The 25,979-nt window shown below is 71.5% G+C and carries 23 protein-coding genes and 1 pseudogene; 12 read left to right on the top strand and 12 right to left on the bottom strand.

The annotated features are described in order from the left end of the window. The first annotated feature begins 7 nt into the window (after positions 1-7). Positions 8-661, top strand: a complete 654-nt coding sequence (locus ACH4TP_RS29415) for a CBS domain-containing protein (RefSeq protein WP_398439586.1) — start codon at positions 8-10, stop codon at positions 659-661. Between the two features lie 344 nt (positions 662-1,005). Here ACH4TP_RS29415 and ACH4TP_RS29410 read toward each other — a convergent pair whose 3' ends face one another. Further along, on the bottom strand, positions 1,006-2,403 hold the full coding sequence (locus ACH4TP_RS29410) for an amino acid permease (protein ID WP_398439585.1): 1,398 nt from the start codon (positions 2,401-2,403) through the stop codon (positions 1,006-1,008). A gap of 291 nt (positions 2,404-2,694) precedes the next feature. Between ACH4TP_RS29410 and ACH4TP_RS29405 the strand changes: the two genes are divergently transcribed. Genes ACH4TP_RS29405 through ACH4TP_RS29395 form a run of 3 tightly spaced genes read left to right on the top strand, consistent with a single transcriptional unit; the run spans position 2,695 to position 4,510 of the window. Further along, positions 2,695-3,243, top strand: a complete 549-nt coding sequence (locus ACH4TP_RS29405; RefSeq protein ID WP_398439584.1) for a hypothetical protein — start codon at positions 2,695-2,697, stop codon at positions 3,241-3,243. After that, on the top strand, positions 3,240-3,845 hold the full coding sequence (locus ACH4TP_RS29400; protein WP_398439583.1) for a CBS domain-containing protein: 606 nt from the start codon (positions 3,240-3,242) through the stop codon (positions 3,843-3,845). The genes ACH4TP_RS29405 and ACH4TP_RS29400 overlap by 4 nt, the downstream gene beginning before the upstream one ends. Before the next feature lie 5 nt (positions 3,846-3,850). Beyond that, positions 3,851-4,510 carry a DUF4389 domain-containing protein gene (locus ACH4TP_RS29395; protein ID WP_398183227.1) on the top strand — a complete coding sequence of 220 codons (660 nt, stop codon included), beginning with the start codon at positions 3,851-3,853 and terminating at the stop codon, positions 4,508-4,510. On the opposite strand, the gene ACH4TP_RS29390 is transcribed toward ACH4TP_RS29395, so the two are convergent. The 7 genes and pseudogenes from ACH4TP_RS29390 to ACH4TP_RS29360 form a co-directional block, all read right to left on the bottom strand. Further along, complete coding sequence (locus ACH4TP_RS29390; RefSeq protein WP_398439582.1) at positions 4,480-7,191, bottom strand: cation-translocating P-type ATPase; 2,712 nt, start codon at positions 7,189-7,191, stop codon at positions 4,480-4,482. The genes ACH4TP_RS29395 and ACH4TP_RS29390 overlap by 31 nt on opposite strands. Next, positions 7,184-7,732, bottom strand: coding sequence for a hypothetical protein (locus ACH4TP_RS29385; RefSeq protein ID WP_398439581.1), 549 nt, complete (start codon positions 7,730-7,732; stop codon positions 7,184-7,186). The genes ACH4TP_RS29390 and ACH4TP_RS29385 overlap by 8 nt, the downstream gene beginning before the upstream one ends. Positions 7,733-8,013: 281 nt before the next feature. Further along, complete coding sequence (locus ACH4TP_RS29380; RefSeq protein ID WP_398439580.1) at positions 8,014-8,469, bottom strand: Hsp20/alpha crystallin family protein; 456 nt, start codon at positions 8,467-8,469, stop codon at positions 8,014-8,016. Positions 8,470-8,682: 213 nt separating this feature from the next. Further along, entirely contained in the window at positions 8,683-9,096 is a 414-nt protein-coding gene (locus ACH4TP_RS29375; RefSeq protein ID WP_384664605.1) for a CBS domain-containing protein, read from the bottom strand. A 241-nt stretch (positions 9,097-9,337) separates the two neighbouring features. After that, entirely contained in the window at positions 9,338-11,740 is a 2,403-nt protein-coding gene (gene ppsA, locus ACH4TP_RS29370) for a phosphoenolpyruvate synthase (protein WP_398439579.1), read from the bottom strand. A 275-nt stretch (positions 11,741-12,015) separates the two neighbouring features. Continuing rightward, a pseudogene (locus tag ACH4TP_RS29365) lies at positions 12,016-12,210 on the bottom strand (universal stress protein); the annotation flags it as partial. 165 nt (positions 12,211-12,375) lie between these two features. After that, a complete protein-coding gene (locus ACH4TP_RS29360; protein ID WP_398183238.1) occupies positions 12,376-13,281 on the bottom strand; it encodes a universal stress protein in 906 nt (301 codons plus the stop codon). A 228-nt stretch (positions 13,282-13,509) separates the two neighbouring features. On the opposite strand from ACH4TP_RS29360, the gene ACH4TP_RS29355 reads away from it, so the two are divergent. Then, positions 13,510-14,367 (top strand): universal stress protein, encoded by an 858-nt coding sequence (locus ACH4TP_RS29355; protein ID WP_398439578.1) that lies wholly within the window; start codon positions 13,510-13,512, stop codon positions 14,365-14,367. Positions 14,368-14,370: 3 nt separating this feature from the next. Here ACH4TP_RS29355 and ACH4TP_RS29350 read toward each other — a convergent pair whose 3' ends face one another. Next, positions 14,371-17,085, bottom strand: a complete 2,715-nt coding sequence (locus tag ACH4TP_RS29350; protein ID WP_398439577.1) for a heavy metal translocating P-type ATPase — start codon at positions 17,083-17,085, stop codon at positions 14,371-14,373. A gap of 207 nt (positions 17,086-17,292) precedes the next feature. On the opposite strand from ACH4TP_RS29350, the gene ACH4TP_RS29345 reads away from it, so the two are divergent. Beyond that, positions 17,293-17,832 carry a DinB family protein gene (locus ACH4TP_RS29345; RefSeq protein WP_398439576.1) on the top strand — a complete coding sequence of 180 codons (540 nt, stop codon included), beginning with the start codon at positions 17,293-17,295 and terminating at the stop codon, positions 17,830-17,832. A gap of 190 nt (positions 17,833-18,022) precedes the next feature. Continuing rightward, the gene (locus ACH4TP_RS29340) at positions 18,023-18,283 is read left to right on the top strand and encodes a hypothetical protein (RefSeq protein WP_398439575.1); all 261 of its coding nucleotides are present in this window, start codon (positions 18,023-18,025) and stop codon (positions 18,281-18,283) included. Positions 18,284-18,381: 98 nt separating this feature from the next. Here ACH4TP_RS29340 and ACH4TP_RS29335 read toward each other — a convergent pair whose 3' ends face one another. After that, the gene (locus tag ACH4TP_RS29335) at positions 18,382-19,095 is read right to left on the bottom strand and encodes a helix-turn-helix domain-containing protein (protein WP_398439574.1); all 714 of its coding nucleotides are present in this window, start codon (positions 19,093-19,095) and stop codon (positions 18,382-18,384) included. Further along, entirely contained in the window at positions 19,095-19,994 is a 900-nt protein-coding gene (locus ACH4TP_RS29330; RefSeq protein ID WP_398439678.1) for a universal stress protein, read from the bottom strand. Before ACH4TP_RS29330 ends, ACH4TP_RS29335 begins: the two co-directional genes overlap by 1 nt. A 370-nt stretch (positions 19,995-20,364) precedes the next feature. Here ACH4TP_RS29330 and ACH4TP_RS29325 point away from each other — a divergent pair, with 370 nt between their 5' ends. After that, on the top strand, positions 20,365-20,964 hold the full coding sequence (locus ACH4TP_RS29325; protein ID WP_389235336.1) for a CBS domain-containing protein: 600 nt from the start codon (positions 20,365-20,367) through the stop codon (positions 20,962-20,964). Here the strand turns inward: ACH4TP_RS29325 and ACH4TP_RS29320 are convergent. After that, positions 20,951-21,229 (bottom strand): DUF1918 domain-containing protein, encoded by a 279-nt coding sequence (locus tag ACH4TP_RS29320; protein WP_398439573.1) that lies wholly within the window; start codon positions 21,227-21,229, stop codon positions 20,951-20,953. The genes ACH4TP_RS29325 and ACH4TP_RS29320 overlap by 14 nt on opposite strands. Before the next feature lie 201 nt (positions 21,230-21,430). Here ACH4TP_RS29320 and ACH4TP_RS29315 point away from each other — a divergent pair, with 201 nt between their 5' ends. The 4 genes from ACH4TP_RS29315 to ACH4TP_RS29300 are packed head-to-tail and all read left to right on the top strand — an operon-like array spanning position 21,431 to position 25,978. Beyond that, a complete protein-coding gene (locus tag ACH4TP_RS29315; RefSeq protein WP_398183261.1) occupies positions 21,431-22,108 on the top strand; it encodes a CBS domain-containing protein in 678 nt (225 codons plus the stop codon). Next, on the top strand, positions 22,105-23,907 hold the full coding sequence (gene acsA, locus ACH4TP_RS29310; protein WP_398439572.1) for an acetate--CoA ligase: 1,803 nt from the start codon (positions 22,105-22,107) through the stop codon (positions 23,905-23,907). The genes ACH4TP_RS29315 and acsA overlap by 4 nt, the downstream gene beginning before the upstream one ends. Continuing rightward, positions 23,907-24,971 (top strand): pyruvate dehydrogenase (acetyl-transferring) E1 component subunit alpha, encoded by a 1,065-nt coding sequence (pdhA, locus tag ACH4TP_RS29305; RefSeq protein ID WP_398439571.1) that lies wholly within the window; start codon positions 23,907-23,909, stop codon positions 24,969-24,971. Before acsA ends, pdhA begins: the two co-directional genes overlap by 1 nt. Beyond that, complete coding sequence (locus ACH4TP_RS29300; RefSeq protein ID WP_398183270.1) at positions 24,968-25,978, top strand: alpha-ketoacid dehydrogenase subunit beta; 1,011 nt, start codon at positions 24,968-24,970, stop codon at positions 25,976-25,978. Before pdhA ends, ACH4TP_RS29300 begins: the two co-directional genes overlap by 4 nt. The last annotated feature ends 1 nt before the right edge of the window (position 25,979 follow it).

Raw genomic sequence — 25,979 nt, 5'->3', positions numbered from 1 at the left:
GAGAGCCATGACCAGCCGGCCGTTCACCGTCGCCGACGTGATGACCAAGAAGGTCGTCGCCGTCCTGCCCGGCGCCGACTTCAAAGAGATCGTCACCACCATGCAGCGCTGGAAGGTGACCGCCGTCCCCGTCGTCGAGGGCGAGGGCCGAGTCGTCGGAGTCGTCTCCGAGGCGGACCTGCTCCTCAAGGAGGAGTTCCATGAACACCGCCTCGGCCTCGTCGAACAGATGCGACGACCCGAGGCGACGGCCAAAGCCGGCTCCAGCCGGGCCGAGGACCTGATGACCTCGCCCGCCGTCACCGTCGCCCCCGACGCGTCCCTGCCGCAGGCCGCCCGCCTCATGGCCGCCCACCGCGTCAAGCGGCTGCCGGTCGTCGACGGGCACGGCGCGATCCAGGGCATCGTGAGCCGCTCCGACCTGCTCAAGGTCTTCCTGCGTCCGGACGAGGACCTCGCCGCCGAGGTCCGCCGCGATGTCGTGGAGCACCTGTTCCCCCTTTCCCGCCACCAGGTCGCCGTCCGTGTCGACGGCGGCGTCGTGACCCTTTCCGGCGAGGTCCGCGACAGCACGCGCATCCCCCTCGCCGAACGCCTTGCACGGGCTGTCGAAGGCGTGGTGGACGTACGGTGCGAGCTCACCGCCCGGGGCCGGACGTAGCGCGTGGGAGCCGTCCCGGGCACACGCTCTCCGCCACACCCGTGGCTGGGCCCCCGGCACACCGGATCGCCTGCCTCCTCATCGGCTGGAGACCGAAGGGAAGCAGGTCCAGAGGGTTCGACCCGATCGCTGTCGCATGCATGCCAATGCCACATTCGTGGCGGTACGCGAGGCGCGCGAGCCTCTCCGTGCCTGTCCGTCTCGATCGGCACCGCCGCACCTCGCTCCTGCGACCAGGTGGCCCAGCCCTCAAGGAGATCCGTGAGCGAGGAGTCCCGCCGCATCGCCGCGTGGATCGACGATCCCCGTGAGATCCGGCCTCGCATGCCCGTGCGGCCGGCAGGTCAGTCCGCTTCGGCGCGCGCCTCTACGTCCTCGATGCCGGACGGGCGGCCCGCACGTGCCCAACGGACGTAGAACGCCCCGGCGACGAGCATGGTCGCGACGAGGGACAGGACAGGCCAGCCGCGCAGCAGGTTCACGACCAGGGTGAAGGCCACTGCCGCGGCGGCGGTGCCGTTGAGCCAGGCGAGGACCGGCTTGCGCTCGGCACGGGCGAAGCGGGTCATGGCCAGCAGGCCGACGAGGAAGCTGACGAAGACGGCCACCGCGTAGAAGAGGACGAGCTCCTGCTCCTCACCGGCGGCCGCCACGATGATCACCGCGGCAGCGGCCAGGTAGACCACGACGGACCAGTACGGGGTGTGGTGCCGGTTGGTGCGGCCGAGTACGGCGGGCAGCACTCCGGGCCGGTCCGCCGTACCCGCGAGCGCCTTGAGCAGGCCGGGCCCGGCCTGGAAGGAGGAGCTGGCTGCTGCAAGGAGCAGCAGGGAGCTGGTGAGCTGGAAGGCCCCGTAGAGCCAGCCGGATCCGGTCGCGGCATGGGCGATGTCGGCGATCTGGGTGGAGTCCTCCCCGGGGATGCCGATGCGCAGCTGGACGGCTAGGGCGGTCAGCGCCAGGGTCAGGCCGCCGACGATGACGAGGAGCAGGGCGAGGGTGCCGCGGCCGAAGCGGCGGCGGCGGGTGTCGTCGAGCTGGCCGAGCTGGGCGATCGCGGTGGAGGGCGCCTCGACGCCGGTGGCCAGGGCCATGGCCACCGGGAAGGCCAGGACCACGGCGAGGGCCGCCGATCGCCCCGGGTCGGTCGACGCGGGCGCCGTACCGGCCCCGTGCGGCGATACGAAGCCCTGGACGAGGACCGCGACGGCAACCAGCACGAACAACACCGTCATCACCGCGAACAGCAGCCGCCCTCCGTGCCCGAACCAGGTCAGTCCCGCCACCGCAAGGAGCAGGAGCAGGGCGAGCGGGATCCGCCAGGCGCTCATGGCGGGGAAGAGCGCGATCACGGCGCTCGCGGCGGCCGCGATGGAGATCCCGATGGTCAGGACGAAGTCGACGACGAGCGCGCCGATGGGCACGAAGGTCCAGCGCGGCCCGAAGGCCCGCCCGGCCGCCGCGGCCGCTCCCCCGCCCTTGGGGAACCGGCGGACCAGCTGCCAGTAGTTCGCGGTCACCACCACGACCAGCCCCACGACCAGGCTCATCGTGGACAGGAGCAGCGCGAGATCGCCGTGGAGGGCCCGCAGGGCGGCCTCGATGGCGTAGGCGACCGACGAGACGGGGTCGGCGATGACGGCGAACGCGAACGCGAAGAACAGGACAGACCTGCGCGGTGCGCGCCGCCCGGTGGGTACCTGCGCTGCGGCAGGCGCGGCGGGCTGCTGTATGGCGGTCACGAGAAAAGTCCTTCGAGCAAGAGCCGGTCGCATGGACGAGCCCATGCGTACTCGGCCGCCGACCAGACTTCCCGGCACACCAGGCATCAAGGATACGTCAGCAAAGCGTCAAGGAGTAGCCGAAATACCTTGCGCTCCAGGGGACTTGGTCCGCTGAAGAGCCGGCCGACGTGCTGCGGGCCGAGCCGGGCCCCGCCACCAGACTCCTCGTCCTGGGCAACACGCTCCTGCCGGTCGGTTCGCTCGTCCAAGCGGCCGGGAACCTGGCCAGGCTCGGCCGCGGACAACGTGGTGACCCGCTCCGCCGAGAGCGACCGGTTCGAGAAGGTGTGGGTGACCGCCGACCGGTCCGCCCGCACGGCGGTGGTACGCGTTCCGACCGGCAAGGGTCGCGGAGCGATCGGCGTCTCGGAGGGCACCGTCACCCTCGACGTCGGCGCCACCGTGGGCCGGGTCAAGGTCGCCATCGGCCTGGTCATCGCCCGCTGCTACTACCTGGACCGCCTCCTGCACTTCCTGCGGATCGCCCTGCGCACCCCGATCGTGCTCAGCACTGTCATCGCCCTCGGCGCCTACTTCATCGGCCTCGGCCGGCTGGTGGGGCGGCCACGGGGTCCACACCGACCCGGTGGGCACCTGGACGGAGGCCCACCGCCGGCGTCCAGACCGCGATCAGGTCCTCCGGCTCCCAGGGACCCGAGCGGGTCTTCGCGGCCTGCGCCGCGGACGACGGACACGGACGCCTCCTTGGGCCGTACGGCCCTCCCCGAGCCGAAGCGAGCGGCCCATCCTGAGAGACGGGGCCGCCTTTCGAACGCGCGAGAAGGTGACGAGCGATGAGGCACCGCAGCGTCGCGGACCTGATGACGCCCACCGTGGTCAGCGTCGTGCCGAACACGACGTTCAAGGAGATCGCGCGGCTTCTGGACGAGTTCGACATCACCGCGGTGTGCGTGGTGGACGGGGCGAACCGGCCGCTGGGTGTGGTCTCGGAGGCGGACCTGGTACGCCGCCGTACCGCCGGGGCCGGGCTCGACACCGCGGGCGCGCTCATGTCGAGTCCCGCCGTCGTCGCCCGACCCGAGTGGAGTGTGGTGCGCGCCGCGCGTGTGATGGACCGGGCCGGCGTCAAGCGCCTGCCCGTGGTGGACGACGACGGGCAGCTCGTCGGCGTGCTCAGCCGCAGCGACCTCGTCCAGCTGTTCCTGCGCAGGGACCGGGCGATCCAGGAGGAGATCGTCGAGGACGTGATCACCCACACCCTGGGGCTGAGCCCGTCAGCCCTCTCGGTGGAGGTCACGGACGGCAAGGTCACCCTCAGCGGCACGGTCCGCCGCCGCAGCCTCGTTCCGGTGCTTCTCCGGCTCTGCAACAGCGTCGACGGTGTCGTGGGGGTCGTCGACCGGCTCACGTACGAAGACGACGACCTGATGAGGACGTGACGATCATGGACGGCCTGAGCGCCTCGTACGCTCCCGTGACGGTGACGGCCGAACTCGACAGCCGACTGTCCCGCTGGCTGTGGCTGGTGAAATGGATCCTGGTGATCCCCCACTGGATCGTGCTGTTCTTCCTCTGGATCGCCTTCTTCGTCGTGACGGTGATCGCGTTCTTCGCCATCCTGTTCACCGAGCGCTTCCCCCGGGGCTTGTTCGACTTCAACCTCGGCGTCCTCCGCTGGTCCTGGCGCGTGTCGTACTACTCGTACGGTGCCCTCGGCACCGACCGCTACCCGCCCTTCAGCCTGGGCCCCGAATCCGACTACCCCGCCCGGCTCGACATCGCCTACCCGGAGCGGCTCTCCCGCTCGCAGGTGCTGGTCAAGTGGTGGCTGCTCGCCATCCCGCACTATCTGGTGATCGCCTTCTTCACCGGCGGGATGGAGGTGCACTGGTGGAGCGGCGGCCTGATCACGCTCCTCACGCTCATCGCGGGCTTCGCCGTGGCCTTCACCGACCGGTATCCGCGCGACCTGTTCGCCCTGATCGTCGGCCTGAACCGCTGGGTCCTGCGCGTCGCCGCCTACGCGAGCCTCATGACGGACGCCTACCCGCCCTTCCGCCTCGACCAGGGTGGTCACGAGCCGGCCGTGGGTGCCGTGCGCTGACGGCGCCGCCTGGCGCGCCGGAGCTCGTCCGTGCCCCACACCAGGACCGGAAACGTCGCGATGAGCAGGATGACGTCCAGGGGGAGGGCTGCCGTGCCGAAGAGGTGCTGGAGCGGTGGCGCGTAGACGAGCGCTGCGGTGAACGCGAGCTCGAAGGCGATGCCGGCGAGGAGCAGCGGGTTCGAGGACACCCCGATGTCCCGCAGCGCGGCGTGGTCGGTGCGGGCAGCGAAGGCGGTGCCCACCTGGCAGGTGACGATGCCGGCGAAGGTGGCCGTCGTGGCCGTCACGTAAGCGTGGTGCAGGGGGCTGCCCGTGCCCGTGGGATCGCCCGGCTGCCAGCCCGCGCGCCAGAGCACGTAGAAGAAGCCGGCCATGACGAGGGCCGCCGACACCAGGCCCAGGTAGCCCCAGCTGCGGACGAGCATGTCGCGGGAGATCACGCCCTGGTGCCGCGGCCGGGGCGGCCGCTGCATGATGCCCGGCTCGGAGCGTTCCCGGCCGAGGGCGAGGGCGGGCAGGGTCTCGGTGCCGAGGTCGATGGCGAGGATCTGCAGGACGGTGAGGGGAAGCGGGACGGCGCCGGCGGAGAGCGCGAAGACGAGGAAGGGCACGATCTCCGGGGTGGCGTGGGCGAAGATGTAGACGATGAACTTGCGGACGTTGTCGTAGACGCGGCGCCCGGATTCGACCGCGGTCACGATGGTGGCGAAGTCGTCGTCGGTGAGGACCATGGTGGCGGCCTCGCGGGCCACGTCGGTGCCGGAGCGTCCCATGGCCACCCCGATGTGGGCGCGGTGCAGCGCGGGGGCGTCGTTGACCCCGTCACCCGTCATGGCGACGATCCGGCCGTGCGCCCGCAGGGTGTCGGCCACCTTGAGTTTCGTCTCGGGCGAGGAGCGGGCGAAGACGACCTCGGCGTCGCCCTCCACGAGGAGCCGGTCGAGTTCGTCGTCGCGCAGCGACTCGGAGGCCGCGACCACGTGCAGGCCGGGCACTCCGATGCCCACCTCCCGGGCCACCGCCGCGGCGGTGGCTCCGCTGTCCCCCGTCACGATGTGCACGCGCATCCCGGCCTCGTGGCAGCGGCGGACGGCCTCCGCCACCTCGGGGCGCGGCGGGTCGTACAGCCCGACCAGACCGAGCAGTCCCAGTTCCGATTCGGCGTCCTGGCGGTGCGATGGCGGATCCGCGCCCGCCGGCAGGTCCCGCGCGGCGACGGCGAGGACCCTCATGCCGCCCTGGGCCAGCTCCTCCGCCGCGGAGCGGGCCGCGTCTGTGGCCGAGCCGGGAAGGACGCGGGCCAGGATCGCTTCAGGCGCTCCCTTGGCGACGATCCGCAGGCGACCCGTCGCCTCGTCGTCCTGCACGACCGACATCAGCCGCAGCCGCGGATCGAAGCGGAACAGTCTGCGCCGTCCCGCGTCGCGCCGGGTGAGATCCACCGGAGCCCCGTGGTCGGCGGCCCCGGTGACGAGGGCGGCCTCGGTCGGATCGCCGTGCAGCTCGCCCTCCTCCTCGAGGGTGACGGTGGTGCACAGCGCGCTCGCCCGCACCAGCTCCTGCGCCCAGGGGCCGGGTTCGGCTCCGTGCTCCGCGGTCCAGAGAGCCCTCAGACGCATGCGGTTGCGGGTCAGCGTGCCGGTCTTGTCCGTGCAGATGACGCTCGTGGAGCCGAGCGTCTCCACGGCGCTGAGTCGTTTCACCAGGGCGCCCTCGCGGGCCAGCGCGCGGACCCCGACGGCGAGGGCCAGCGTGATGGTCGGCAGCAGTCCCTCGGGGACGTTGGCGACGAGGAGCCCGATGGCGAACATGAGGGAGTCGGTCACCGGCAGTCCGACAGCCACTCCGACGACGAGGAACAGGGCTCCCATGCCGGTGGCGACGCCGGCGATGAGCCAGGCGACCTTCTTGACCTGTCGTTCCAACGGGCTCGCCTCGCGCCGGGTCCGTTGGCTGAGGGCGGCGATCCGGCCGATCTCGGTGTGGTCGCCGGTGGCGAACACGGTGGCCCGGGCCTGTCCCTCGACGCAGGTCGTCCCGCTGAAGACGAGGTTCGGCTCCTCCAGCAACGGGGCGCCGAGGAGTCCGGCCGCGGCCATGCGTTCGGCGGGAACGGACTCCCCCGTGAGCATCGACAGATCGACCTCCACTCCGCCTTCGGTGACGCGCGCGTCGGCGGGGACCTTGTCGCCCTCTTCCAGGAGGATCACGTCGCCCGGCACCAGGTCACGCGCCTCCACGGTGAGGGGCCTGCCGTCGCGTACGGCGAGGGCGTGCTCGGGCAGATACCGCGCGAGGGTCTCCACCGCCCGCTCGGCCTGCCGTTCCTGAAGCAGCGCGAAGGCCGCGTTGACGGCGATGACCGCCAGGATCGCCCAGCCGAGCACCCCGAGGTCCGCGACGAAGGCCAGCGCGGCAGCGGCCCACAGCAGAAGGGCCAGCGGGTGGATCAACTGTCCGACGAGCTCCCGCGCGAAGGAGGAGCGGGCCTTGCGCCGTACCTCGTTCGGTCCGTGAACGGCGAGTCGGCGGGCCGCCTCGCGAGCGGACAGCCCATCCGGACCGGTGGCCAGTTCCCGGCGCAACCTGGGCAGGGGCTCACTGGGGTCGAAGGGCAGCGCCGGGGCAGGGGCGGTGCTCGGGCCCGCTGCGGTTCGGCCGGCAGCGCGGTCAGTCATCGTCGCCCCCGGCATCACTGCCCCGGTGCAGGCGGCCGGACCACACAGGCTCCACTTGCTCCCACTCCCGTTCCCAGGCCGCGAGCCGGTGGCCTTCGCTCCGCCGCCGTACGAGGAAGACCACGCCGGCTCCCGCCACCCCGACGGCACCCGCTGCCGCGATACCGCCCGAGAGGGAGGTGAATGCTCGGTCCGCAGCGCTGCCCGGGGGTCGGGTGGGGGATCCTGCGTCGTCCACCCAGATCGTCACGATGCGGCCCGGGGGCGTCCTCGGCGGGACATGGATCGTCCCGGAGCGGCGGACGTGCTCCGGCTGTTCCCACGCCGCCGGTGCGAGGGCCTGCGGCTTCGTGCCGTACCCGGCGGCGGGTGTTTCCTTGGCCGGCCCTGTGGTGGTCGCCTGCACCCGATGACGGTGGGCGGCGAGTTCACGATCGGCCCTCGCTCCGGCGTTCCACAGCATTCCGCCGACCACGGCGCCGCAGACCATGGCGATGATCAGGACGAGGACAAAGGCGGCACGCCCGCGGGATCCTTCCACGGACGGCGTGGACCCACTGCCCGAAGGCTCCTGGTGAGTCATGCCGCACCTCCCGTCGGGTGTGGCCGGATGAGGAACCGCGACACCTCTCGGGGGGGGTGGTGTCCGGTTCCGTTCCGGTGTGGTGGGTCCATGCCCGGATCCGTTCCGGATTGCGGAAGTCGCCGCCCGGCAGGAGGACGGCGTCGAAGCCGTCGTCCCGGAGCGTGTTGCCGATCTCCGGGCGATCCCGGCGGTCGCGCTGGCCTTGCTGCCGTAGGCGACCGGGACGCGCTAGGGGTTCACGACGTGGCGCCTTCGGGCGGGGTGCCGCCTCGCTTCACCGGGATGGTGCGTGCGGCGCCGGTCTCCTGCTCGGGCATCGGGACGCGGATGGTGAGGATGCCGTCCTCGTACGACGCCTCGACGTCGTCGGCCGGGATCGTGGCCGGGAGACGCACGGTCCGGCGGAACGATCCGTAGCGGAACTCCGAGTGCTCTTTGTCCTCCTCGCTCTCGCTGTGTTCCGCACTCACCGTGATCAGGTTGTCGTCGACGGTGATGGTGACGTCGTCGGGGTCCATTCCGGGCAGTTCGGCCCGCAGCACGTACCCGTCGGCGCCGCTGGACACCTCTACCGGGATGGAGTGCGCGGCCGTCGCGGGTCGCCACCCGGGCAGCCCCGGAAACTCCCGGTTGAACCAGTCGTTGAAGTCGGGGAAGAGGCTGTGCCTGCGTTCCACCTTGCCTCCGGCCATTGTTCTGCTCCTCGTTCCCGGGGCCCAGGGCGGTCGCCGTGGACCCGAGTCGGTACGGACGGGCCGTGGACCGGGTTACGGGGCCGGTCCGACTCCGTAACCCCATCGTCCGCCCGCGAGGTCAGGTGGCGCAGCATCCAAGGGGGCTGCCCGACGGGGCCGAACGGGCCGCACCGGGACCGACCGGCCCCCTGCGCCACGGTTCCGGTGCTTTCAGCGGCAGATCTCCTCGACGAAGTGGCCCACTCGTTCCTCCGGCAGGTGCCTGGCCAGGTCCGCCTCGCTGATCATGCCGACCAGTCGGTGGTCGTCGATCACGGGTACGCGGCGGACGCGGTGCTCCTGCATCGTGCGGAGCACCTGCTCGCTGTCGGCGTCCACGTCGACCGTGATCGGCTTGCCCTGGGCGAGGAGTCCGGCCGTCATGTGGTGGGGGTCCTTGCCCTTGGCGAGGCACTTCACCACGATGTCCCGGTCGGTGATGATGCCGTGCAGCCGGTTGTCCGGCCCGCAGATGGGCAGTGCGCCGACATCCAGTTCGCTCATGCGCCGTGCTGCGTCCATCAGGGTTTCGTTCTCCTGCACGCAGCTCGCACCGGTGTGCATGATCTCCCTTGCGGTCGTCATGGCCGCGGCCTCCTTTCAGGCCCCCCTCACTCGTGATCCGGCCGATGCGCCGTTCTTCAGAGGAAGAGCGTCGACACCCTGATGGTGTGCACCGGGCGCAGGCGAAGCCGGTCCACTCCCTCTGCGGGTGGCTGGTGCTTCCCGGGGTGACCGCGGCGCGTGTCTGTGGCCGCCGGTCGACCGGGCTTGGCCGTCGGCCCGGCGTCCCGGGCGAGTCGGTGCCGTGTCCTCCTGGGCATGGTCACTCCTCCCTTCCTCCGGTGCCCCCTTCAAGCGTCGCCTCCGCGCGGGCCACGTGCCGTTTGACGGCTGCGAAGCTGTCCGGCGCCACGGAGATGGAGTCGAGGCCCGCGTCGACCAGGATGGCGGTGAACGCCGGATCGTCGCTGGGCCGCTGCCCGCACAGTCCGACAGGGCGGCCGGCCGCGTGGGCTCGGGCGGCGAGGGTCTGGATACTGCGGACGACGGCGGGATCCCGCTCGTCGAAGACATGGGCGAGGGCCTCGGAGTCGCGGTCGACGCCGAGGGTGAGCTGGGTGAGGTCGTTGCTGCCGATCGAGAACCCGTCGAAGCGTTCCGCGAAGTCCTGGGCGAGGATGATGTTGGCCGGTATCTCCGCCATGACGTAGACGCGCAAGCCGTTCTCACCTCGTACGAGTCCCTCCCGCGCCATCACCGCGAGCACCTGGTCCGCCTCTCCGAGGGTGCGGCAGAAGGGGATCATGACGACCACGTTCGTCAGTCCCATCCCCTCACGGACCAGGCGCAGCGCACGGCATTCGAGGGCGAATCCCTCGCGGTAGCCGTCGCTGTAGTAGCGGCTCGCACCGCGCCAGCCGATCATCGGATTGGCCTCGTCCGGTTCGAAGGGCCGGCCGCCGAGCAGCTTGGCGTACTCGTTCGTCTTGAAGTCGCTGGTCCGGACGACGACGGGGGCCGGCCAGCGGGAAGCGGCGATCCGGGCGATCCCGTGGGCCAGGCGCTCGACGAAGTACTGTCCGCGGTCGAGGTACCCCTCGGTGAGCCGGTCGATCACGTGACGGTCATGCGGATCGAGCCGCTCCGGGTGCAGCAGGGCCATCGGGTGGACCTTCACCTGGTGGGCGACGATGAACTCAAGACGCGCGAGGCCCACTCCGTCGGCGGGGAGCCTCCACCAGCGGAACGCGGCAGACGGGTCGGCCAGGTTGAGCATCACCCGGGTGCGCGTGGCGGGCAGCTCCGCGAGGTCGGTCAGGATCTCCTCGTACGCCAGCAGGCCCTCGTGAACCCGCCCGCGCTCGCCCTCGGCACACGAGACGGTCACCTGCCTGCCCTCCTGGAGAACCTGGGTGCCGGTGCCGGTGCCGACGACGGCGGGGACGCCGAGTTCGCGGCTGACTATCGCGGCGTGCGAGGTGCGTCCGCCGTGGTCGGTGACGATCGCCGACGCCCTCTTCATGACCGGTTCCCAGTCGGGGTCGGTGATGCGGGTGACGAGCACCCCGCCCTTCGGGAAGCGGTCGAGGTCGACAGGGGCGTCGAGGGCGACGACGGGGCCCTGGCCGATCGACTCGCCGACCGCGATGCCCTCCACCAGGGCTTCACCGGGGACGGCGGTCAGCCGGCAGCGGCGCAGGGTCGTGGACCGCCGGCGCGACTGCACGGTCTCGGGGCGCGCCTGGACGATCCAGAGTTCGCCGGTGAGGCCGTCCTTGGCCCATTCGAGGTCCATGGGGCAGCCGTAATGTCCTTCGATGGCGGCCGCCCAGGCGGCGAGCTCGCGGATCTCCGCGTCGGCGAGTACCCGTTGGTTCCGCTCGGCGTCGGGGGTGTCGACCGTGCGGGTCAGCCCGGTGTCCGCGTACACGGTCTTCAGCCGCTTGGTGCCGATCCGCACATCGATCACGGGGTTCAGTGCAGGGTCCTTCATGCTCGGTTTGAACACCGTGTACTCGTCGGGGTCGACCCGGCCGCTGACGACGGTCTCGCCCAGACCCCAGGCGGCGCTCACCACGATCACCTCGGGGAAGCCGCTCTCCGGGTCGAGGGTGAAGGCGACCCCGGCCCCGGCGAGGTCGGAGCGGACCATGAGCTGGACGCCGACGGAGAGGGCGACGGCGAGGTGGTCGAAGCCCATCCGCTCGCGGTAGTCGATCGCCCGGTCGGTGAACAGGGAGGCGTAGCAGCGCCGGCACGCCTCCAGGAGCGCCTCGGGTCCTCGTACGTTCAGATAGGTCTCCTGCTGTCCGGCGAAACTGGCCTCGGGCAGGTCCTCGGCCGTCGCGCTGCTGCGTACGGCCACCTCGGGTGCCTCCCGGCCGCTCTCCTCGGCCAGCCGCTCGTACGCGGTCAGGATGGCGTCCCGCAGCGGCGCGGGCAGTGGCTGCGCGAGGAAGAACGAACGGATGGCCGCCCCGACCTCGTCGAGCGGGGCCCCTTGGTGCAGGCGGCCGACCTGCTCCTCGACGGAGTCGCGCAGTCCGTGGCCGGCGAGAAGGTCCTCGTACGCCTCGGCGGTGGTGGCGAAGCCCGGCGGTACGCGTACGCCCGCGGCGCCGAGCCGGTTGGTCATCTCTCCCAGCGAGGCGTTCTTGCCTCCCACCCGGCCGACATCCGAGCGGCTCAGCTCATCGAACGGTAGGACGCGTTGAGTCGGTCCCATGACATCCTCCGTGGTCTCGGGCGTCCTCAGTACGGGAGCGGTCGGCCGGACGGGGTGCGCAGATCGAGGGGACTGGGCCTGCGGGGCTGTCGGGGCCGGGGGCTGATCCGGATGCGCTGCATGGTGCTCACCTCTCCGGGGAACCGGCGGACGGACCGGGGTCGTCCTCTCGCCCCACCGTCCCGCGCGGAGGCCGAAGCGCCCCAGTGCCGAGCGGGTCATCGGACCGGGGCCGGTCGGTCGTACGGGAACGGGGCCGGTTGGCCCGTGCCGGGTCACCTGTCCGCCCCTCGCGCAGCGGGAGGGGGACAGGTGATCACGGGACACATGGCGCGGTGCAGCAGGCCGTGGACCGTCGAACCCAGCCTCATGCCGGAGTAGCCGCCGCGGCCTCTGCGGCCGACGACCAGGGCGAGGGACTGCTGGGACACCAAGGCGAGTTGCTCGACCGGGTGTCCTCGAACGACCTCTTGGGAGATGAGGGCGGAAGGAGCCCAGACCCGGACGGCGCGGGCCCACGACGACGAGTGCGGCGTGCGCCGGGTCGTGGAGCACGGCCGGCACACCGTTCACCGGTTCCGTCGCGGTCCGCAGCCCGCCGTGGAGTTCCCGTACGAGGCCGAGCAGTATTTCGCTCACGTCTCCTCGACCCGGGTGGCGAAGGCGGGTGGGACGATCTCCACCGGAGAGTGGGCGTGGTGGAGCAGGACGTGGGCGACGCGCCCCAGGGACGGACCAGCGCCCAGAACACGGTGTTCTCTGCCCATCACGAGCAGATCGGTGTGGGCACTCGCCTCCACCAGGGTCCCGGGCGTGCTCGTGCCCGTCTCGACGTGATGGCTGACGATGAGCCCGGGATAGAAGTCACGCGCGCGGCCGGCGAGCGCCTTGATCTCGTGCAGGCGCTGCCGCGCGATCTCGTCGAGGTCGTCCAGCATGGTCGCGACGCTGCCGACGTGGGTGAGCACGTTCCAGACGCTCACCAGTCGCAACACCGCCTTGCGGGCGTCCGCCTCGGCAGCCGCGACCAGCAGCCATCCGAGATCCGAGGCGCCGTGCACGGCTGCCGTCACCGAGCCCGACTCGGGACGGTCGCTGTCACCGCGGACGACGATCACGGGCACCTCGGCGCCGGCTGCCACGCCCAGACCCACGGAGCCGAGCATGAGTGCGGAGAATCCGCCGAGGCCCCGATTGCCCACCACGATCGTGCCCCGGCGGCCGGCGGCCGCCCGGAGGCCGGCGACCGGCTCCTGGCGGCTCAGTTCCTTCGTGACGGTGAGGTCCGGAAAGCGCTCTTGGACGGTGCTCACGGTCTCGATCAGCAGGTCGCGGCCCGCTTCGCGTACCGCCTGGATCGTCTCCGCATGGGCGAAGAGAGCCCGGCGGTCGGTGTCGGCGGCGTGGACGAGATGCAAAGGCCGCCCCCGGCGGTCCGCCTCGGCAGCGGCCCAGAGAACAGCCGTGCGCCCGGAGGGGGACCCGTCGACTCCCACGACGACGTTGCCGAGCTCCGGTCGAGCGGGGATCTCGCTGGTCATGGCTTCCTCCTCCGAGGTACGCCCGGCGCTCGGGGCACGTCCCAGGGGGGGCGACACCAACCACGCTGACACCAGGGTGAGCATTCTCGGGATGGGCCGTTCGGCCCCGATCGAGACCTGCCCGGCCCTGCTGTCGGGAGGCACGGGACCACCAGCCTGGAATTCTGGATGTCCTCTCCGGTCCGGACCACGAGCAGAACGGAGCGGACACGACCGAGGAGGCAGGCCATGACTGCTCAGGTCACCGTCGGACTGGACGGCTCGAAGGAAAGCCTCGCCGCCGTGGGCTGGGCGGCGACGGCAGCGGTGCTGCGTGAAGTGCCCCTCCGGCTGGTGCACGTGGAGGAGTGGCCGAACACCCCTGAGCTGCCCCTGGCGTACGCCCGCACCATGGCCGAGCGGAGCGAGAGTCTCCTGCGGGACGAGGCGGACCGCCTGCGGAAGGACCACCCCGGCCTCGAGATCCTCACGGAGCGTGCGCGTGGCCGGGCGGCCGAGGAACTGACGGCCGCCGCGAACGAGGCGGATCTGACCGTGCTCGGATCGCGTGGACTCGGGGGCGTCCGGGGCTTCATCGTCGGCTCGGTCTCCCCGGCCGTCGTCGGCTCGGCGCGTCGGCCGGTCGTCCTCGTGCGCGCGGAGGGCACCTCGACGTCTCCCGAAAGCGGGATCGTGGTCGGCGTCGACACCCACCACCCGTGCGAGGCCCTGCTCGCGTTCTCGTTCAACGAAGCCGCCCGCAGGAACACGCCGCTGCGGTTCCTGCACAGCTGGACGCTTCCCGCCTCGTACGGCTACGCGGCGATCATGGACTCCGGGATCGGCGAGGAGCTGGGCGACCACCTCCTCGGCGGTCTGGACGACCTGGTGGCACCGTGGCGAAAGCGCTACGCGGGCGTGGACGTGGCGGCCACGGCGGTGGTGGGCTCGCCCGCGTACCAACTGGTCGAGGCGTCACAGACCTCGCAACTCGTCGTCGTGGGACGCCGGAACCGGAAAGTCCCCCTCGGCGCTCATCTCGGCCATGTCGCCCACGCGGTCATCCACCACAGCCCAGCGCCGGTCGCCGTCGTCCCTTTGCCGTGACCTCTACGGATGTCGGCGGCTCGGGGAGGGCGTGTAGCGGTCCGGATCGGCGTCGTACGCGGTGGCGCAGCGAGTGGAGCAGAAGTGCAGTGTGCCTGCTGGACCGTCCCGGTGTTCGGGTGCGGTCGCGGGGTCGACTTCCATGCCGCACACGGGGTCGACGGCCGTTTCGTGTCCGTCCGGGCCGTCCTGCCGCCGCGTCGTGTCGGTCGCGGTCCCGACCTCCGGCTGTGACGGCGTGCCGCCCGCTTCGGGCAAGGGTGCGGGGTGCCAGCGGCGCAGGCGGGAGGCGTTGGTGACGACGGACAGGGAGGACAGGGCCATGGCGGCCGCGGCGATGATCGGACTGAGGCGGATGCCCCAGAGGGGGTAGAGGACGCCGGCTGCGAGCGGGATGCCGACGGCGTTGTAGACGAGGGCGAAGAACAGGTTCTGCTTGATGTTGCGCATGGTCGCCTTCGAGAGGCGGATGGCGGTGACGACTCCGGCGAGGGAGCCGGAGATGAGGGTGATGTCGGCGGATTCGATGGCGACGTCCGTGCCGGTGCCGATGGCCAGTCCGACGTCGGACTGCGCGAGGGCGGGGGCGTCGTTGATGCCGTCGCCGACCATGGCGACGGTCCGGCCTTCGGTCTGGAGGCGGCGGATCTCGTCGGTCTTGTGCTCGGGCAGTACCTCGGCCAGGGCCCTGGGTATGCCGACGGAAGCGGCGATGGCGGCGGCGGTACGGGCGTTGTCGCCGGTGAGCATGACGACCTCGGTGTCCAGGTGTCGCAGGGCCGCGATCGCCTGGGCGGAGTCGTCCTTGACGGTGTCGGCGACGGCGAGCACCCCGGCGGGGCGGCCGTCGACCGCGGCGAGGACAGGTGTCTTTCCCGCGGCCGCGAGGTTCGCGGCGACGGCGTCGAGCGGGGTGGTGTCGAGGCCGGTGCCGTGGAGGAAGCGGCTGGTGCCGACCATGAGGGCGTGACCGTCGGCCGTGGCGCGGACGCCCTTGCCGGTGACGGAGTCGAAGCCGGTCGCGGTCGGCGGCTGAAGACCGCGGTCGCGGGCCCCGGAGACGATGGCCTGGGCAAGGGGGTGTTCGCTGTCGGTCTCGGCAGCGGCGACCAGCCGCAGGAGTTCGGCTTCGTCGACTCCGTCGACGGGGTGGACGTCGGTGAGGACGGGCTTGCCGACGGTGACCGTGCCGGTCTTGTCGAGGACGACGGTGTCGAGCTTGTGGGCGGTCTCCAGGGCTTCGGCGGAGCGGATGAGGATGCCTGCCTGCGCGCCTTTGCCGGTGCCGACCATGACCGAGAGCGGGGTGGCCAGGCCGAGGGCGCAGGGGCAGGCGATGATCAGGACGGCGACGGCGGAGACGAGGGCGAGGGTGAGCGCCGGCGCGGGTCCGACCGTGTACCAGAGAGCGAATGTCGCGATCGCGATGGCGATGACCGCCGGGACGAAGTAGGCGGAGATCGCGTCGGCGAGGCGCTGAATCGGGGCCTTGGATGCCTGCGCCTGCTGCACCAGTCGGATGATCTGGGCGAGCATGGTGTCCGCGCCGACCTTGGCCGCGCGCACCCGCAAGGAGCCTGTGGTGTTGACGGTGGCGCCGATGACACCGTCGCCCGGGTGCTTCGTGACCGGCATCGGCTCGCCCGTCACCATCGACTCGTCCACCGCGGACGAGCCCGACAGGACCTCGGCGTCGACAGGGATCTTCTCCCCGGGGCGGATGACGATCTCGTCCCCGACGACCACCTCGTCGACGGGTATCCCGGTCTCGGAGCCGTCGCGTACGACGCATGCGGTGCGGGCCTGCAGCCCGATCAGAGCGCGGATGGCCTCGCCCGTGCCGGCCTTGGCCCTTGCCTCCAGAAGACGGCCCAGCAGGATCAGGGTCAGGATGACGCCGACCGCTTCGAAGTACACCTCCCGTACGTCCTCGGGGAGCAGTCCTGGGGCGAGGGTGACGAGCAGGCTGAATCCGTAGGCGGCGCTGGTGCCCAGGGTGATCAGGGAGTTCATGTCCGCCGACCGGTGGCGCAGGGCGAGCCAGCCGATGGAGTGCACGGGCCAGCCGGTATAGAACATCACCGGCGTGATCAGTGCGAGCTGGAACCAGTGGTCCAGCATCCAGCCGGGTACCCAGTCGGCACCGAACAGCTCGTGCGCCATCACGGCGAACAGCACCGGCGCGGTGAGCACCGCGCCCACGACGACGCGGCGGGTCAGGTCCTTGATCTCCGCCCGGCGCTCGGCGATGTCGGCCGCCTCCGCGTCCTCGGCCGACGGCTCCCCCGCGCTCGGCGCCACCTCTCCGCCCGACACTGCGCCCGGTTCCGGTGCTCCGTCTTCTGCGGGCTCGACGACGAGGGTCCCGTGGATCATGTTCATGCCGCAGGTGAACCCGTACGTGCCGGGCCGGTCAGGGCTCAGCCGCACGGTCGTACGGGTGTGAGCGGGAAGGCCGGCCCCGACCCTGAGATCGGGGAACACGACGCGGGAGGTGCATTCACCGGCTTCCTGCCGATCGAAGACGACTTCGACCGGCGCACCCTGGCGGACCTTGATCAGGTTCGGGCTGTAGCCGCCCCGCACCATCACGTCGACGCGCTGTACACCGTCCTCCACGCGGACCGCGCCGGCCTTCCGCGGCCCGAAGAAGTACCGGCCCAGGACGGCGATGAGCCCGGCGGCGGCCAGGATGACGACGACGTCCGCGACAGACATGGCACTCGCCTCCTCGTGCCTGCTCTCCCAGCCTCCCGCTCAGCATCCGCGTCGGCCACTCTCGGCCGGCACGGACTGACCGGCCCCCGCGAAGGGGCGGCATCGCAAGTCTTGCCACGTCCACGCGCTGCCGCTGGTGTCGGGCCCTCGGACAGGCGCATCATCGCTGTCTCGGCGCAACTTCAGTGTCGACGGAGAGCAGCAGCCATGACGAACACGCATCCGATGGATCGGCAAGCGGTGTACGACGACTACGAGCGCGTCCGGCAGACCTTCCACCGTCTCCTCGATACCGCCTCAGAGGCTGCCCTGGCCCGGGCTACCGACGGAACCCGGTGGAACAACGAACAGCTGCTGTGGCACATGCTCTTCGGCTACATGGTCACCGTGCGGCTGCTGTTCCTTGTGCGCTTCTTCGGGCGGCTTCCCGCAGGCGTGGGGAAGGGGTTCGCCCGGGCGCTGGATGCAGCAACAGCGCTGTTCGACCTCATCAACTATCTCGGGCCGTGCGGGGCCGTGAAGGTCTACGGGCGGCGCCGGATGGACGCTGCGTTCGACCGCCTCATCGACTCGCTCCTCCGCAAGCTCGCGGCGGAGTCCGAGGCCGCCCTCGCCCGCGGCATGCACTACCCGATGCGGTGGGATCCCTTCTTCAAGGACTTCATGACGCTTGCGGACATCTACCGCTACCCGACGCAGCACTTCGACTTCCACCACGCTCAGCTCACCCTGGACGGTGCCCGCTGACCCCGAAGGCGTCCCGGGCCGTCTCATCAACGAGCCGATCGGCACACCTGCCTGGTCCGGACGGCCCTGGGCGGCCCTTGCGGCCGCAGAAAGGCTGAAGGCCAAGTGTGTCGGGCGACGACTAAAAGTCGTGGGAACCCGGCATGGGCCGCGCGTGATGGGCCCCGATGACTGCGACCGGGGTCCCGGCATGGTGAACGGGCACTACCGGCAGCGCGGCGACGGCACCCCGGTCAAGACCCTGGACCAGGCCCAGGACCGCGCCCAGAAGTGGCTGCGTGACCGGGGCAGCGGCCTGACCGCCGACGAGGCCGAGGCGTTCCCCGGCTACCACACCCTGCACACGCTGCGCTCGGGGAAGATCGTCGGCATGCCGTCTGCCAACGCCTCCACCGGCACCGTGTGGGGCCACACCTGGCACGGCACCCACGTCGCCACCAGCAAGCACTGACGCCACGTCCGCCCCTGACCGGGGCCGTCAGCCATGTGCTGACGAACGCTTCTCTGCGCGATCGTCAGAGCCGGACGGGGCGGGCGCCGCAGCCGAGATCACGCCTGGTCAGCAGCCCCGTTCGAAGTCCCGGGCGCGCCCGGCACCCGGATGCGGCGGCCGGTCACGCGGCGCGGCGAGAGCGTCACCATGGTGTCGCGCCCCTCCCCGGCCCACGGCTCCGGGCGGCCGGCGTCCGTGATCCTCTGTACCGACGTCTCGTCCGACACCGTGCGTACCGGACCGACGAGGAGCACGCTCCAACCCTGGCTGAACGCTTCGTCCAGGCGGTCCTCCTCGAAGGCGACTTCGGCTCCGGACGCCGAAGCGCGCGCGAGGGTCGAGTCGGCGGCGGTCATGAAGACGATCTCCCCGTCGACGACTCGGTAGTTCACGGGGAAGACCGCCATGCCGTCCCCTCCCTCGACGGCGACCCGGCCGACTCCGTGGCCGTCGAGCAGTTCCCAGCACTCGGCCTCGCCGATCTCCTCCATCCGTGCCCGGTGCCCGGCATGGCCTCCTCCGGGCGCGAGGTCCGCCCTGTACCCGGTGAGGTCCTGAACGTTGGTCTCCAGGGCGTTCGCGAGCCGGACCAGGAATTCGAACCCCGGCGTCGGCACCCGCTCCTCGACGTAGGCGATGAAGCCTGGTGCGGAGCCGGCCCGTTCGGCCACTTCCTCCCGGGACAGACCGAGCTGCGTGCGCCGGGCCGCGACGCGGCGGCCCAGGTCGCTCGTGACGTGCGGCGCGTGTCGGTCATCGGCCGTGTTCATCACCGGTCTCCTTCCATGGGCTCCGGATTCCGCTGGGGTACGACGGCGACCGGACACGAGGCGTGGTGCAGGGCGCGGTGGGCGACCCTGCCGAGTTCCAGGCCGACGAGCCTGTCCCTGCGTCGTGCCCCGACGACCATCAGGTCGGCGGCGGCCGAGCGCTCGGTCAGTACCGTGTGGGCGGGGCCCTCGACCGAGCTTCTGCGCAGGCGGACCTGGGGATGTTCGGACGCCGCGGCCTCAAGGGCCTTGTCGAGCAGTTCGGTGGACTCTTCCGCGAAGTAGGCTCCCCCGGCGCGCTTCATCAGCAGGTGGTCGGCCGGTCCGTGCGCCGGTCGTCGCCAGGCGCGGACGACGTCGAGTTCCGCGTCCCGGACCGCCGCCTCACGGAAGGCGAACCGCACGGCCGGCGAGTCGATGTCGTGTTCTCCGACGCCGAGCAGGACGCGCCCGTGGCGTGTCTCCAGTGCCTGCCGGTCCCCGCGGACGACGACGACCGGGCAGTGGGCCCGGGCGGCCACGACGAGGCTGACGGATCCGAGCAGAAGGTCGGCGAACTCACCGCGCCCTCGGGACCCGACGACGAGGATCGAACCCTCCCAGCCCTCCCTGAGCAGCCCGGTGGAGGCGTCCTCGGCAAGGACATCCGTGGTGATGGGGAGGGCGGGTGCACGGCGCCGGGCGCGTTCGGCCGCAACGCCGACGATGTTCTCGGCGAGGACCTGGCCCGAGGGCCGGTCCGTGGCCCAGGTCGGCACGACTCCTTCGTACCGCTCCCACATCGAGGCGTGGACGATCCGTAGGGAAACCCCGTGCCGTACCGCTTCGTCGACGCCCCAGTCCAATGCCGTGAGACTGGCGTCGGACCCGTCGACTCCTACCACCAGGGACGACTCCATCGTGCCCACCGCCTTCCGGGTCGAGTGGTGACCTGCTGCCACGCTCGCACCGGGCGGCGGGCGCTGGCTAGGGCCGGTCGGCCCCGGGCGTGGTCCGCCCGGACCAGGCGTGGAGGTGGCACCCCCAGACACGGCTGAAGGAGGGGCCCATCCGCTTCTCGCGGATCCTGATCGCGCGGTGCACGGCTCGAAGCCGCTTCCCCGCGTCCCTGGGGCGGGCCCCTCCTCACTGTCAGGAAAGCACCGGTCGACGGTCCGTGCCAGGGCTGCCCGGGTCGGGACGTGCCCCTTTCGGCCCTTGCCGCCGCCGCCCTGCGGCGACACGCTCTCAGCAACAGGACTCGGGGGGCAGGAGTACCGGAGGCCGGTCATGAAGCACCCACGTACCGTCGACGACGTGATGACCCATGCGGTGGTCTCCGCCAGGCTCGACGCACCGGTCAAGGAGATCGTCCGGTCCATGCGGCGCTGGGGCGTGAGCGCGGTTCCCGTGCTGTCGGCCGAGGGGCGGGTGGTCGGCGTGGTGTCCGAGGCGGACATTCTCGGCAAGGTTCCGGGAGAGGACCGCGACGGCGCGGGTTCGGTGACGGCGGGCAGCTTGATGTCGGCGCCGGCCGTCACCGTGCCGCGAGACGCCACGATCGCAGGGGCGGCGCGGTTGATGGGGCGTGGGCGGCTCAAGCGGCTTCCCGTGGTGGACGAGGACGGCCGCCCGGTCGGTGTCGTCAGCCGGGGCGACCTGCTCAAGGTCTATCTGCGCTCCGACGCCGAACTCGCGGAGGACGTGCGGCACGAACTCCTCACGCACCTGATTCCGGAAGGCGACGCCGCACTCACCGTACGTGTCGCGGACGGCGCGGTGACGCTCACCGGGCGCCTGCCCGAGTCCGTATCTGCGGATCTGGCCCTGCGGCTCGCCCGGACGGTGCCCGGCGTGGTGGACGCGGCTGCGGAGTTCACGACCGCGTAGCGGCCTTCGCGTCATGCGTCGCGTCATGCGTCGGAAAGTGCTGGACCCGCGCGTCCGGGCCCGGGAACACCAGAGTGACCCGGCCCGTGTCCGACCATCGGACGTCGAAGGGGGGAGTTCCGTCGACGTGGTGCAGCCCGACGATCTCACCGTCACGCCCCTCGTCCCCGACCGTGGCACCGCCCACGATCAACCGGTCGCCGACATGAGCCCACAGCCCGGCGCGTGGACTCTCCTGGCCTTGCCGTGTTCCGGTCGCAGTCATCGCTCTCGCCTCCCGGCGCCACGCGCCCGGCCGCGGCCCTCCCGAGACCGGTGCTCTCGCCTCCACCGTGCGTCCTGGCCCGCCGGCCGCCATAGGGGCGAACAGTCCCGGAAGGGGACCATTCGGCACTGCCCGAGAGCGGGCTTCGCGCAGCAGGGTGGGATCTACCGGGGCCGCCACGTCCCGTGAAGGAGGACCGTCATGCAGCACCGTACGGTTTTCGAGGTGATGACCCACTCCGTGGTCACCGCCGCCCCGCAGACCCCGTTCAAGGAGATCGCCCGGCTCTTCGCCGAGAACGACGTCTCGGCGGTCCCGGTCGTCGACCCGGACCGACGCCTGCTCGGCGTGGTCTCGGAGGCCGACCTGCTGCGGACCACGGCCGAGCTCCCCGACCCGGAGGGCCGCCCAGCGGGCGTCCGGCCGCTGTCCCGGGAGAAAGGGCCGCCCGACCCGGAGACCGCCGCCCAGCTGATGACCTCGCCCGCCGTCACGGCCCAGCCGAGCTGGAATCTCGTCGAGACGGCTCGGACGATGCACCGCAAGGGGATCAAACGGCTGCCCGTCACCGACGAGACCGGTCGACTCGTCGGGATCATCAGCCGCAGTGACCTGCTGCGCCCCTTCCTGCGCAGTGACACCGCGATCCGCGACGAGATCGAGCACGACGTCCTGTCCGACACCCTGCGCCTCGCCCCCGACACGATCCGTGTGACCGTCGACGACGGGGTCGTCGGGCTGACGGGCCGAGTCGACGAGCGCGCCGACATCCGCGTGATCGTGCGGCTCTGCCGCTCGGTCGACGGAGTGGTCGCCCTGCACGAATCGATCGAGTACTCCTACGACAACCTCGCGCTCGACGTGGAGCCTCCGCGATGAACGCCCTTTGGGTGGCGCCGGTCATGCCCGACTACGACAGCGCCCGGGCCACGTTCTCCTGGAGGCGCGAACGGTCCCGGCTCGCCGGGCTGCCGGACGGCGGCATCAACATCGGTTACGAGACGGTCGACCGGCACCTGCGCGAGGGCCACGGCGAACACGTCGCGCTGCGCTGCATCGCCCGCGACGGATCGACGCAGACGGTGACCTTCTCCCGGCTCGCGGCAGAGAGCTCCCGCTTCGCGCACGTGCTGGAAACACTGGGCGTGGAACGCGGCGAGCGGGTGTTCACCCTGCTCGGCCGCCGGTTCGAGCTGTACAGCACCGTCCTCGGCACACTGCGTGCCGGACGAGTCCTGTGCCCCCTGTTCACCGCCTTCGGACCCGAACCCGTCGCGCTGCGCATGGAGTTGGGCAACGCCAGGACTCTGGTCACGACCCGGGAGCTGTACGAGCGCAAGGTGGCCCCGATACGGTCCCGGCTTCCGCACCTGCGCCACGTCCTGCTCCTCGACCCCGGCACCGACCCACCCCCGGACACCCTCTCCTTCCCCGCTCTCACGTCCGCCGCGCCCGACGAGTACGCCGTGGGGGCGACCGATCCGGCCGAGCCGGCACTGCTGCACTTCACCAGCGGCACGACGGGCACGCCCAAGGGCGCGATACACGTGCACGAGGCGGTCCTCGCCCATCACGTCACCGCCGCCTACGCCCTGGACCTGCACGAGGGCGACGTCTTCTGGTGCACGGCCGACCCCGGATGGGTCACCGGCATGTCGTACGGCATCATCGCCCCGCTCACCCACGGGGTGACGACCGTCGTCGACGAAGGGGACTTCGCCCCCGCCCGCTGGTACGGGATCCTCGCCGACCAGCAGGTCACCGTCTGGTACACGGCCCCGACCGCGCTGCGCATGCTCATGCGGGCCGCGCCACGCGGTGGCGACACGACGCCTGCCACGCGCCACGACCTCTCCGCCCTCCGGTTCGTCGCAAGCGTCGGCGAGCCGTTGAATCCCGAGGCCGTGCACTGGGGCCGGGAGGCACTCGGACTTCCGGTCCACGACACCTGGTGGCAGACCGAGACGGGCGCCATCATGATCGCCGATTTCGCGGCCGATCCCGTACGGCCCGGTTCGATGGGCCGACCGGTTCCCGGTGTCGAGGCCGCCGTCCTGGCATGCGGCGAGGACGGCCGGGCCGCGGTCACCGGCGGACGCGTCCAGATCCTCCAGGAGCCGGGCGCTCAGGGCGAGCTCGCCCTGCGGGCGGGATGGCCGTCGATGTTCCGCGGCTACCTCCATGAACCGAGCCGGTACGAAGCGTGCTTCGCGGACGGGTGGTACCTGACGGGCGACCTCGTCAGCCGCGACGCCGACGGCTGGTACTGGTTCGTGGGTCGGGCCGACGACGTCATCAAGTCCGCAGGACACCTCATCGGGCCGTTCGAGGTGGAGAGCGCGCTCATGGAGCATCCGGCCGTCGCCGAGGCCGGTGTCATCGGGCGCCCGGACCCGCTGGCGGGCTCGATCGTCAAGGCGTTCGTGCTGCCGCGCCCCGAGTACCGGCCCGACAGCGAACTGCGGCGCGACGTCCTGGCGTTCGCCCGACGGCGGCTCGGCCCGGCCGTCGCTCCCCGGGAGATCGAGTTCGTCGAGGACCTGCCCCACACGCGCAGCGGAAAAGTGATGCGCCGCCTGCTGCGGGCCCGCGAACTCGGCCTGCCCGAGGGCGATGTGTCCACGCTGGAGACACCCGAACCGGCCGGGACGGCCGGCACGTCCGGGAAGGAGCCGTGATGGCCACCGCGCACGGCAGCACATCCGCCGGGACGTCGCAGACGAAGCGCCCCCGTCGCACTCGTGGAGCCGCGCCCCCCTCCCCCACTCCTGCGGCGGCTCACGACCTGGGCCTCCTGCGGCAGATGCTGCTCATCCGGCGGTTCGAGGAACGGTGCGTCGAGCTGTACAGCGCGGCGGCGATACGGGGCTTCGTCCACCTGTACATCGGAGAGGAGGCGGTGGCGGTCGGCGTCCACCAGGCGCTCGACGAGCGGGACGCGGTCGTCTCCACGTACCGCGAACACGGCCACGCGCTGGCCCGTGGGGTACCGCCCGAGGCCGTGATGGCGGAGATGTACGGGAAGACCACCGGGTGCAGCCACGGCCGCGGCGGCTCCATGCACCTCTTCGACGCCGGCCGCCGCTTCTACGGCGGCAACGCGATCGTCGGCGGCGGGCTGCCGCTCGCGGCCGGTCTTGCCCTCGCCGACCGGATGCGCGGCGAGTCCCCGGTGACCTGTTGCTTCTTCGGTGACGGGGCCTTCGCCGAGGGCGAGTTCCACGAGACCGCCAACCTGGCGGCCCTCTGGGGACTGCCCGTGCTCTTCGTCTGTGAGAACAACCTGTACGCGATGGGGACGGCCCTCGCCCGCGAACACGCGCAGACAGACCTCGCCCTGCGGGCCGCGTCGTACGGCATGGCGGCCTGGGCCGTGGACGGCATGGACGTACACGCCGTGGAGAAAGCGGCGCGCGGGGCTGTCGAGTCCATGCGCGCCGGCAACGGACCGCACTTCCTGGAGATGCGGACGTATCGCTTCCGAGCACACTCGATGTACGACCCCGACCGGTACCGGCCGAAGGAGGAGGTCGAGGAGTGGAAGCGGCACGACCCCGTCACGGGCCTCGCCGACCGCATGACCGCGGCCGGTCTCCTCGACACCGCCGCGCTGGAGGCACTGGACCACGAGGTCATGGAGGAGATCGACCGAGCCGTCCGGGCGGCCGAACAGGCTCCCGAGGAGCCGACCGAAGACCTGCTGCTCCATGTCACCGGTCGACGTGAGGAGGCCCCGTCATGAGCACGCGTACGCGACCGCGGGCCCATCCCGACGACGGCACCACCACGTACAGGGAGGCCCTGCGAGAGGGGCTGCGCGAGGCCCTGGCCTCGGACGACAGGGTCTTCCTCATGGGCGAGGACGTGGGCCGTTACGGCGGCTGCTTCGGCGTGAGCCTCGGCCTCCTGGAGGAGTTCGGACCGGATCGCGTCCGGGACACCCCTCTGTCGGAGTCCGCGTTCGTCGGAGCCGGCATCGGCGCCGCCCTGGCCGGGATGAGGCCCGTCGTCGAGATCATGACGGTCAACTTCAGCCTGCTGGCCCTCGACCAGATCCTCAACAACGCCGCCACCCTGCGGCACATGTCCGGCGGACAGCTCGGTGTGCCGCTGGTGATCCGCATGACGACGGGCGCGGGACGGCAGCTGGCCGCCCAGCACTCCCACAGCCTCGAAGGCTGGTACGCGCACATCCCCGGGCTCCGGGTCCTGGCGCCGGCCACGGTCGACGACGCCCGCCATGTGCTGGCGGCCGCGCTCGCCGACCCCGACCCGGTCCTGCTGTTCGAACACGGCAGCCTCTACAACGCGGCCGGCGTGCTCGATCCGGCGGTCCACGACGTCGACCTGGACCGCGCGGCCGTCCGCCGCGAGGGCGCCGACGTCACGATCGTCGCGTACGGCGGTTGCGTGCCCAAAGCCCTCGAAGCCGCGGAGGCGATGGCCGGGGAGGGGATCAGCGCGGAGGTCGTGGACCTGCGGACGCTGCGGCCCCTGGACGACGCCACGGTCGTCGGCTCGGTCCGCCGGACCCACCGGGCCGTCGTGGTCGACGAGGGCTGGCGCAGCGGCAGTCTGTCGGCCGAGGTCGAGTCGCGCATCTGCGAACAGGCGTTCTTCGACCTCGACGCGCCCGTGGAACGGGTCTGCAGCGCGGAGGTCCCCATTCCGTACGCCCGCCGGCTGGAGGAGGCGGCACTCCCCCAGCCGTCCGGAATCGTGGCGGCGGCGCGCCGGGTGGTGAGCTGAG

The sequence above is a fragment of the Streptomyces sp. NPDC021012 genome (assembly GCF_044333355.1).
Lineage (GTDB): Bacteria > Actinomycetota > Actinomycetes > Streptomycetales > Streptomycetaceae > Streptomyces.
The sequence above is the reverse complement of the archived record's forward strand: the minus strand, read 5'-3'. Positions and strand labels throughout refer to the sequence as shown.

Coding starts and splice junctions, on each gene's coding strand:
- ACH4TP_RS29320 (WP_398439573.1), bottom strand. CDS start 21,229: ATGACTGCGACCGGAACACGGCAAGGCCAGGAGAGTCCACGCGCCGGG.
- ACH4TP_RS29390 (WP_398439582.1), bottom strand. CDS start 7,191: ATGACTGACCGCGCTGCCGGCCGAACCGCAGCGGGCCCGAGCACCGCC.
- ACH4TP_RS29375 (WP_384664605.1), bottom strand. CDS start 9,096: ATGACGACCGCAAGGGAGATCATGCACACCGGTGCGAGCTGCGTGCAG.
- ACH4TP_RS29415 (WP_398439586.1), top strand. CDS start 8: ATGACCAGCCGGCCGTTCACCGTCGCCGACGTGATGACCAAGAAGGTC.
- ACH4TP_RS29355 (WP_398439578.1), top strand. CDS start 13,510: ATGACTGCTCAGGTCACCGTCGGACTGGACGGCTCGAAGGAAAGCCTC.
- ppsA (WP_398439579.1), bottom strand. CDS start 11,740: ATGGGACCGACTCAACGCGTCCTACCGTTCGATGAGCTGAGCCGCTCG.
- ACH4TP_RS29330 (WP_398439678.1), bottom strand. CDS start 19,994: ATGGAGTCGTCCCTGGTGGTAGGAGTCGACGGGTCCGACGCCAGTCTC.
- ACH4TP_RS29345 (WP_398439576.1), top strand. CDS start 17,293: ATGACGAACACGCATCCGATGGATCGGCAAGCGGTGTACGACGACTAC.
- ACH4TP_RS29400 (WP_398439583.1), top strand. CDS start 3,240: ATGAGGCACCGCAGCGTCGCGGACCTGATGACGCCCACCGTGGTCAGC.
- ACH4TP_RS29315 (WP_398183261.1), top strand. CDS start 21,431: ATGCAGCACCGTACGGTTTTCGAGGTGATGACCCACTCCGTGGTCACC.
- ACH4TP_RS29350 (WP_398439577.1), bottom strand. CDS start 17,085: ATGTCTGTCGCGGACGTCGTCGTCATCCTGGCCGCCGCCGGGCTCATC.
- ACH4TP_RS29300 (WP_398183270.1), top strand. CDS start 24,968: ATGAGCACGCGTACGCGACCGCGGGCCCATCCCGACGACGGCACCACC.
- ACH4TP_RS29340 (WP_398439575.1), top strand. CDS start 18,023: ATGGTGAACGGGCACTACCGGCAGCGCGGCGACGGCACCCCGGTCAAG.
- ACH4TP_RS29395 (WP_398183227.1), top strand. CDS start 3,851: ATGGACGGCCTGAGCGCCTCGTACGCTCCCGTGACGGTGACGGCCGAA.
- acsA (WP_398439572.1), top strand. CDS start 22,105: ATGAACGCCCTTTGGGTGGCGCCGGTCATGCCCGACTACGACAGCGCC.
- pdhA (WP_398439571.1), top strand. CDS start 23,907: ATGGCCACCGCGCACGGCAGCACATCCGCCGGGACGTCGCAGACGAAG.
- ACH4TP_RS29325 (WP_389235336.1), top strand. CDS start 20,365: ATGAAGCACCCACGTACCGTCGACGACGTGATGACCCATGCGGTGGTC.
- ACH4TP_RS29380 (WP_398439580.1), bottom strand. CDS start 8,469: ATGGCCGGAGGCAAGGTGGAACGCAGGCACAGCCTCTTCCCCGACTTC.
- ACH4TP_RS29360 (WP_398183238.1), bottom strand. CDS start 13,281: ATGACCAGCGAGATCCCCGCTCGACCGGAGCTCGGCAACGTCGTCGTG.
- ACH4TP_RS29335 (WP_398439574.1), bottom strand. CDS start 19,095: ATGAACACGGCCGATGACCGACACGCGCCGCACGTCACGAGCGACCTG.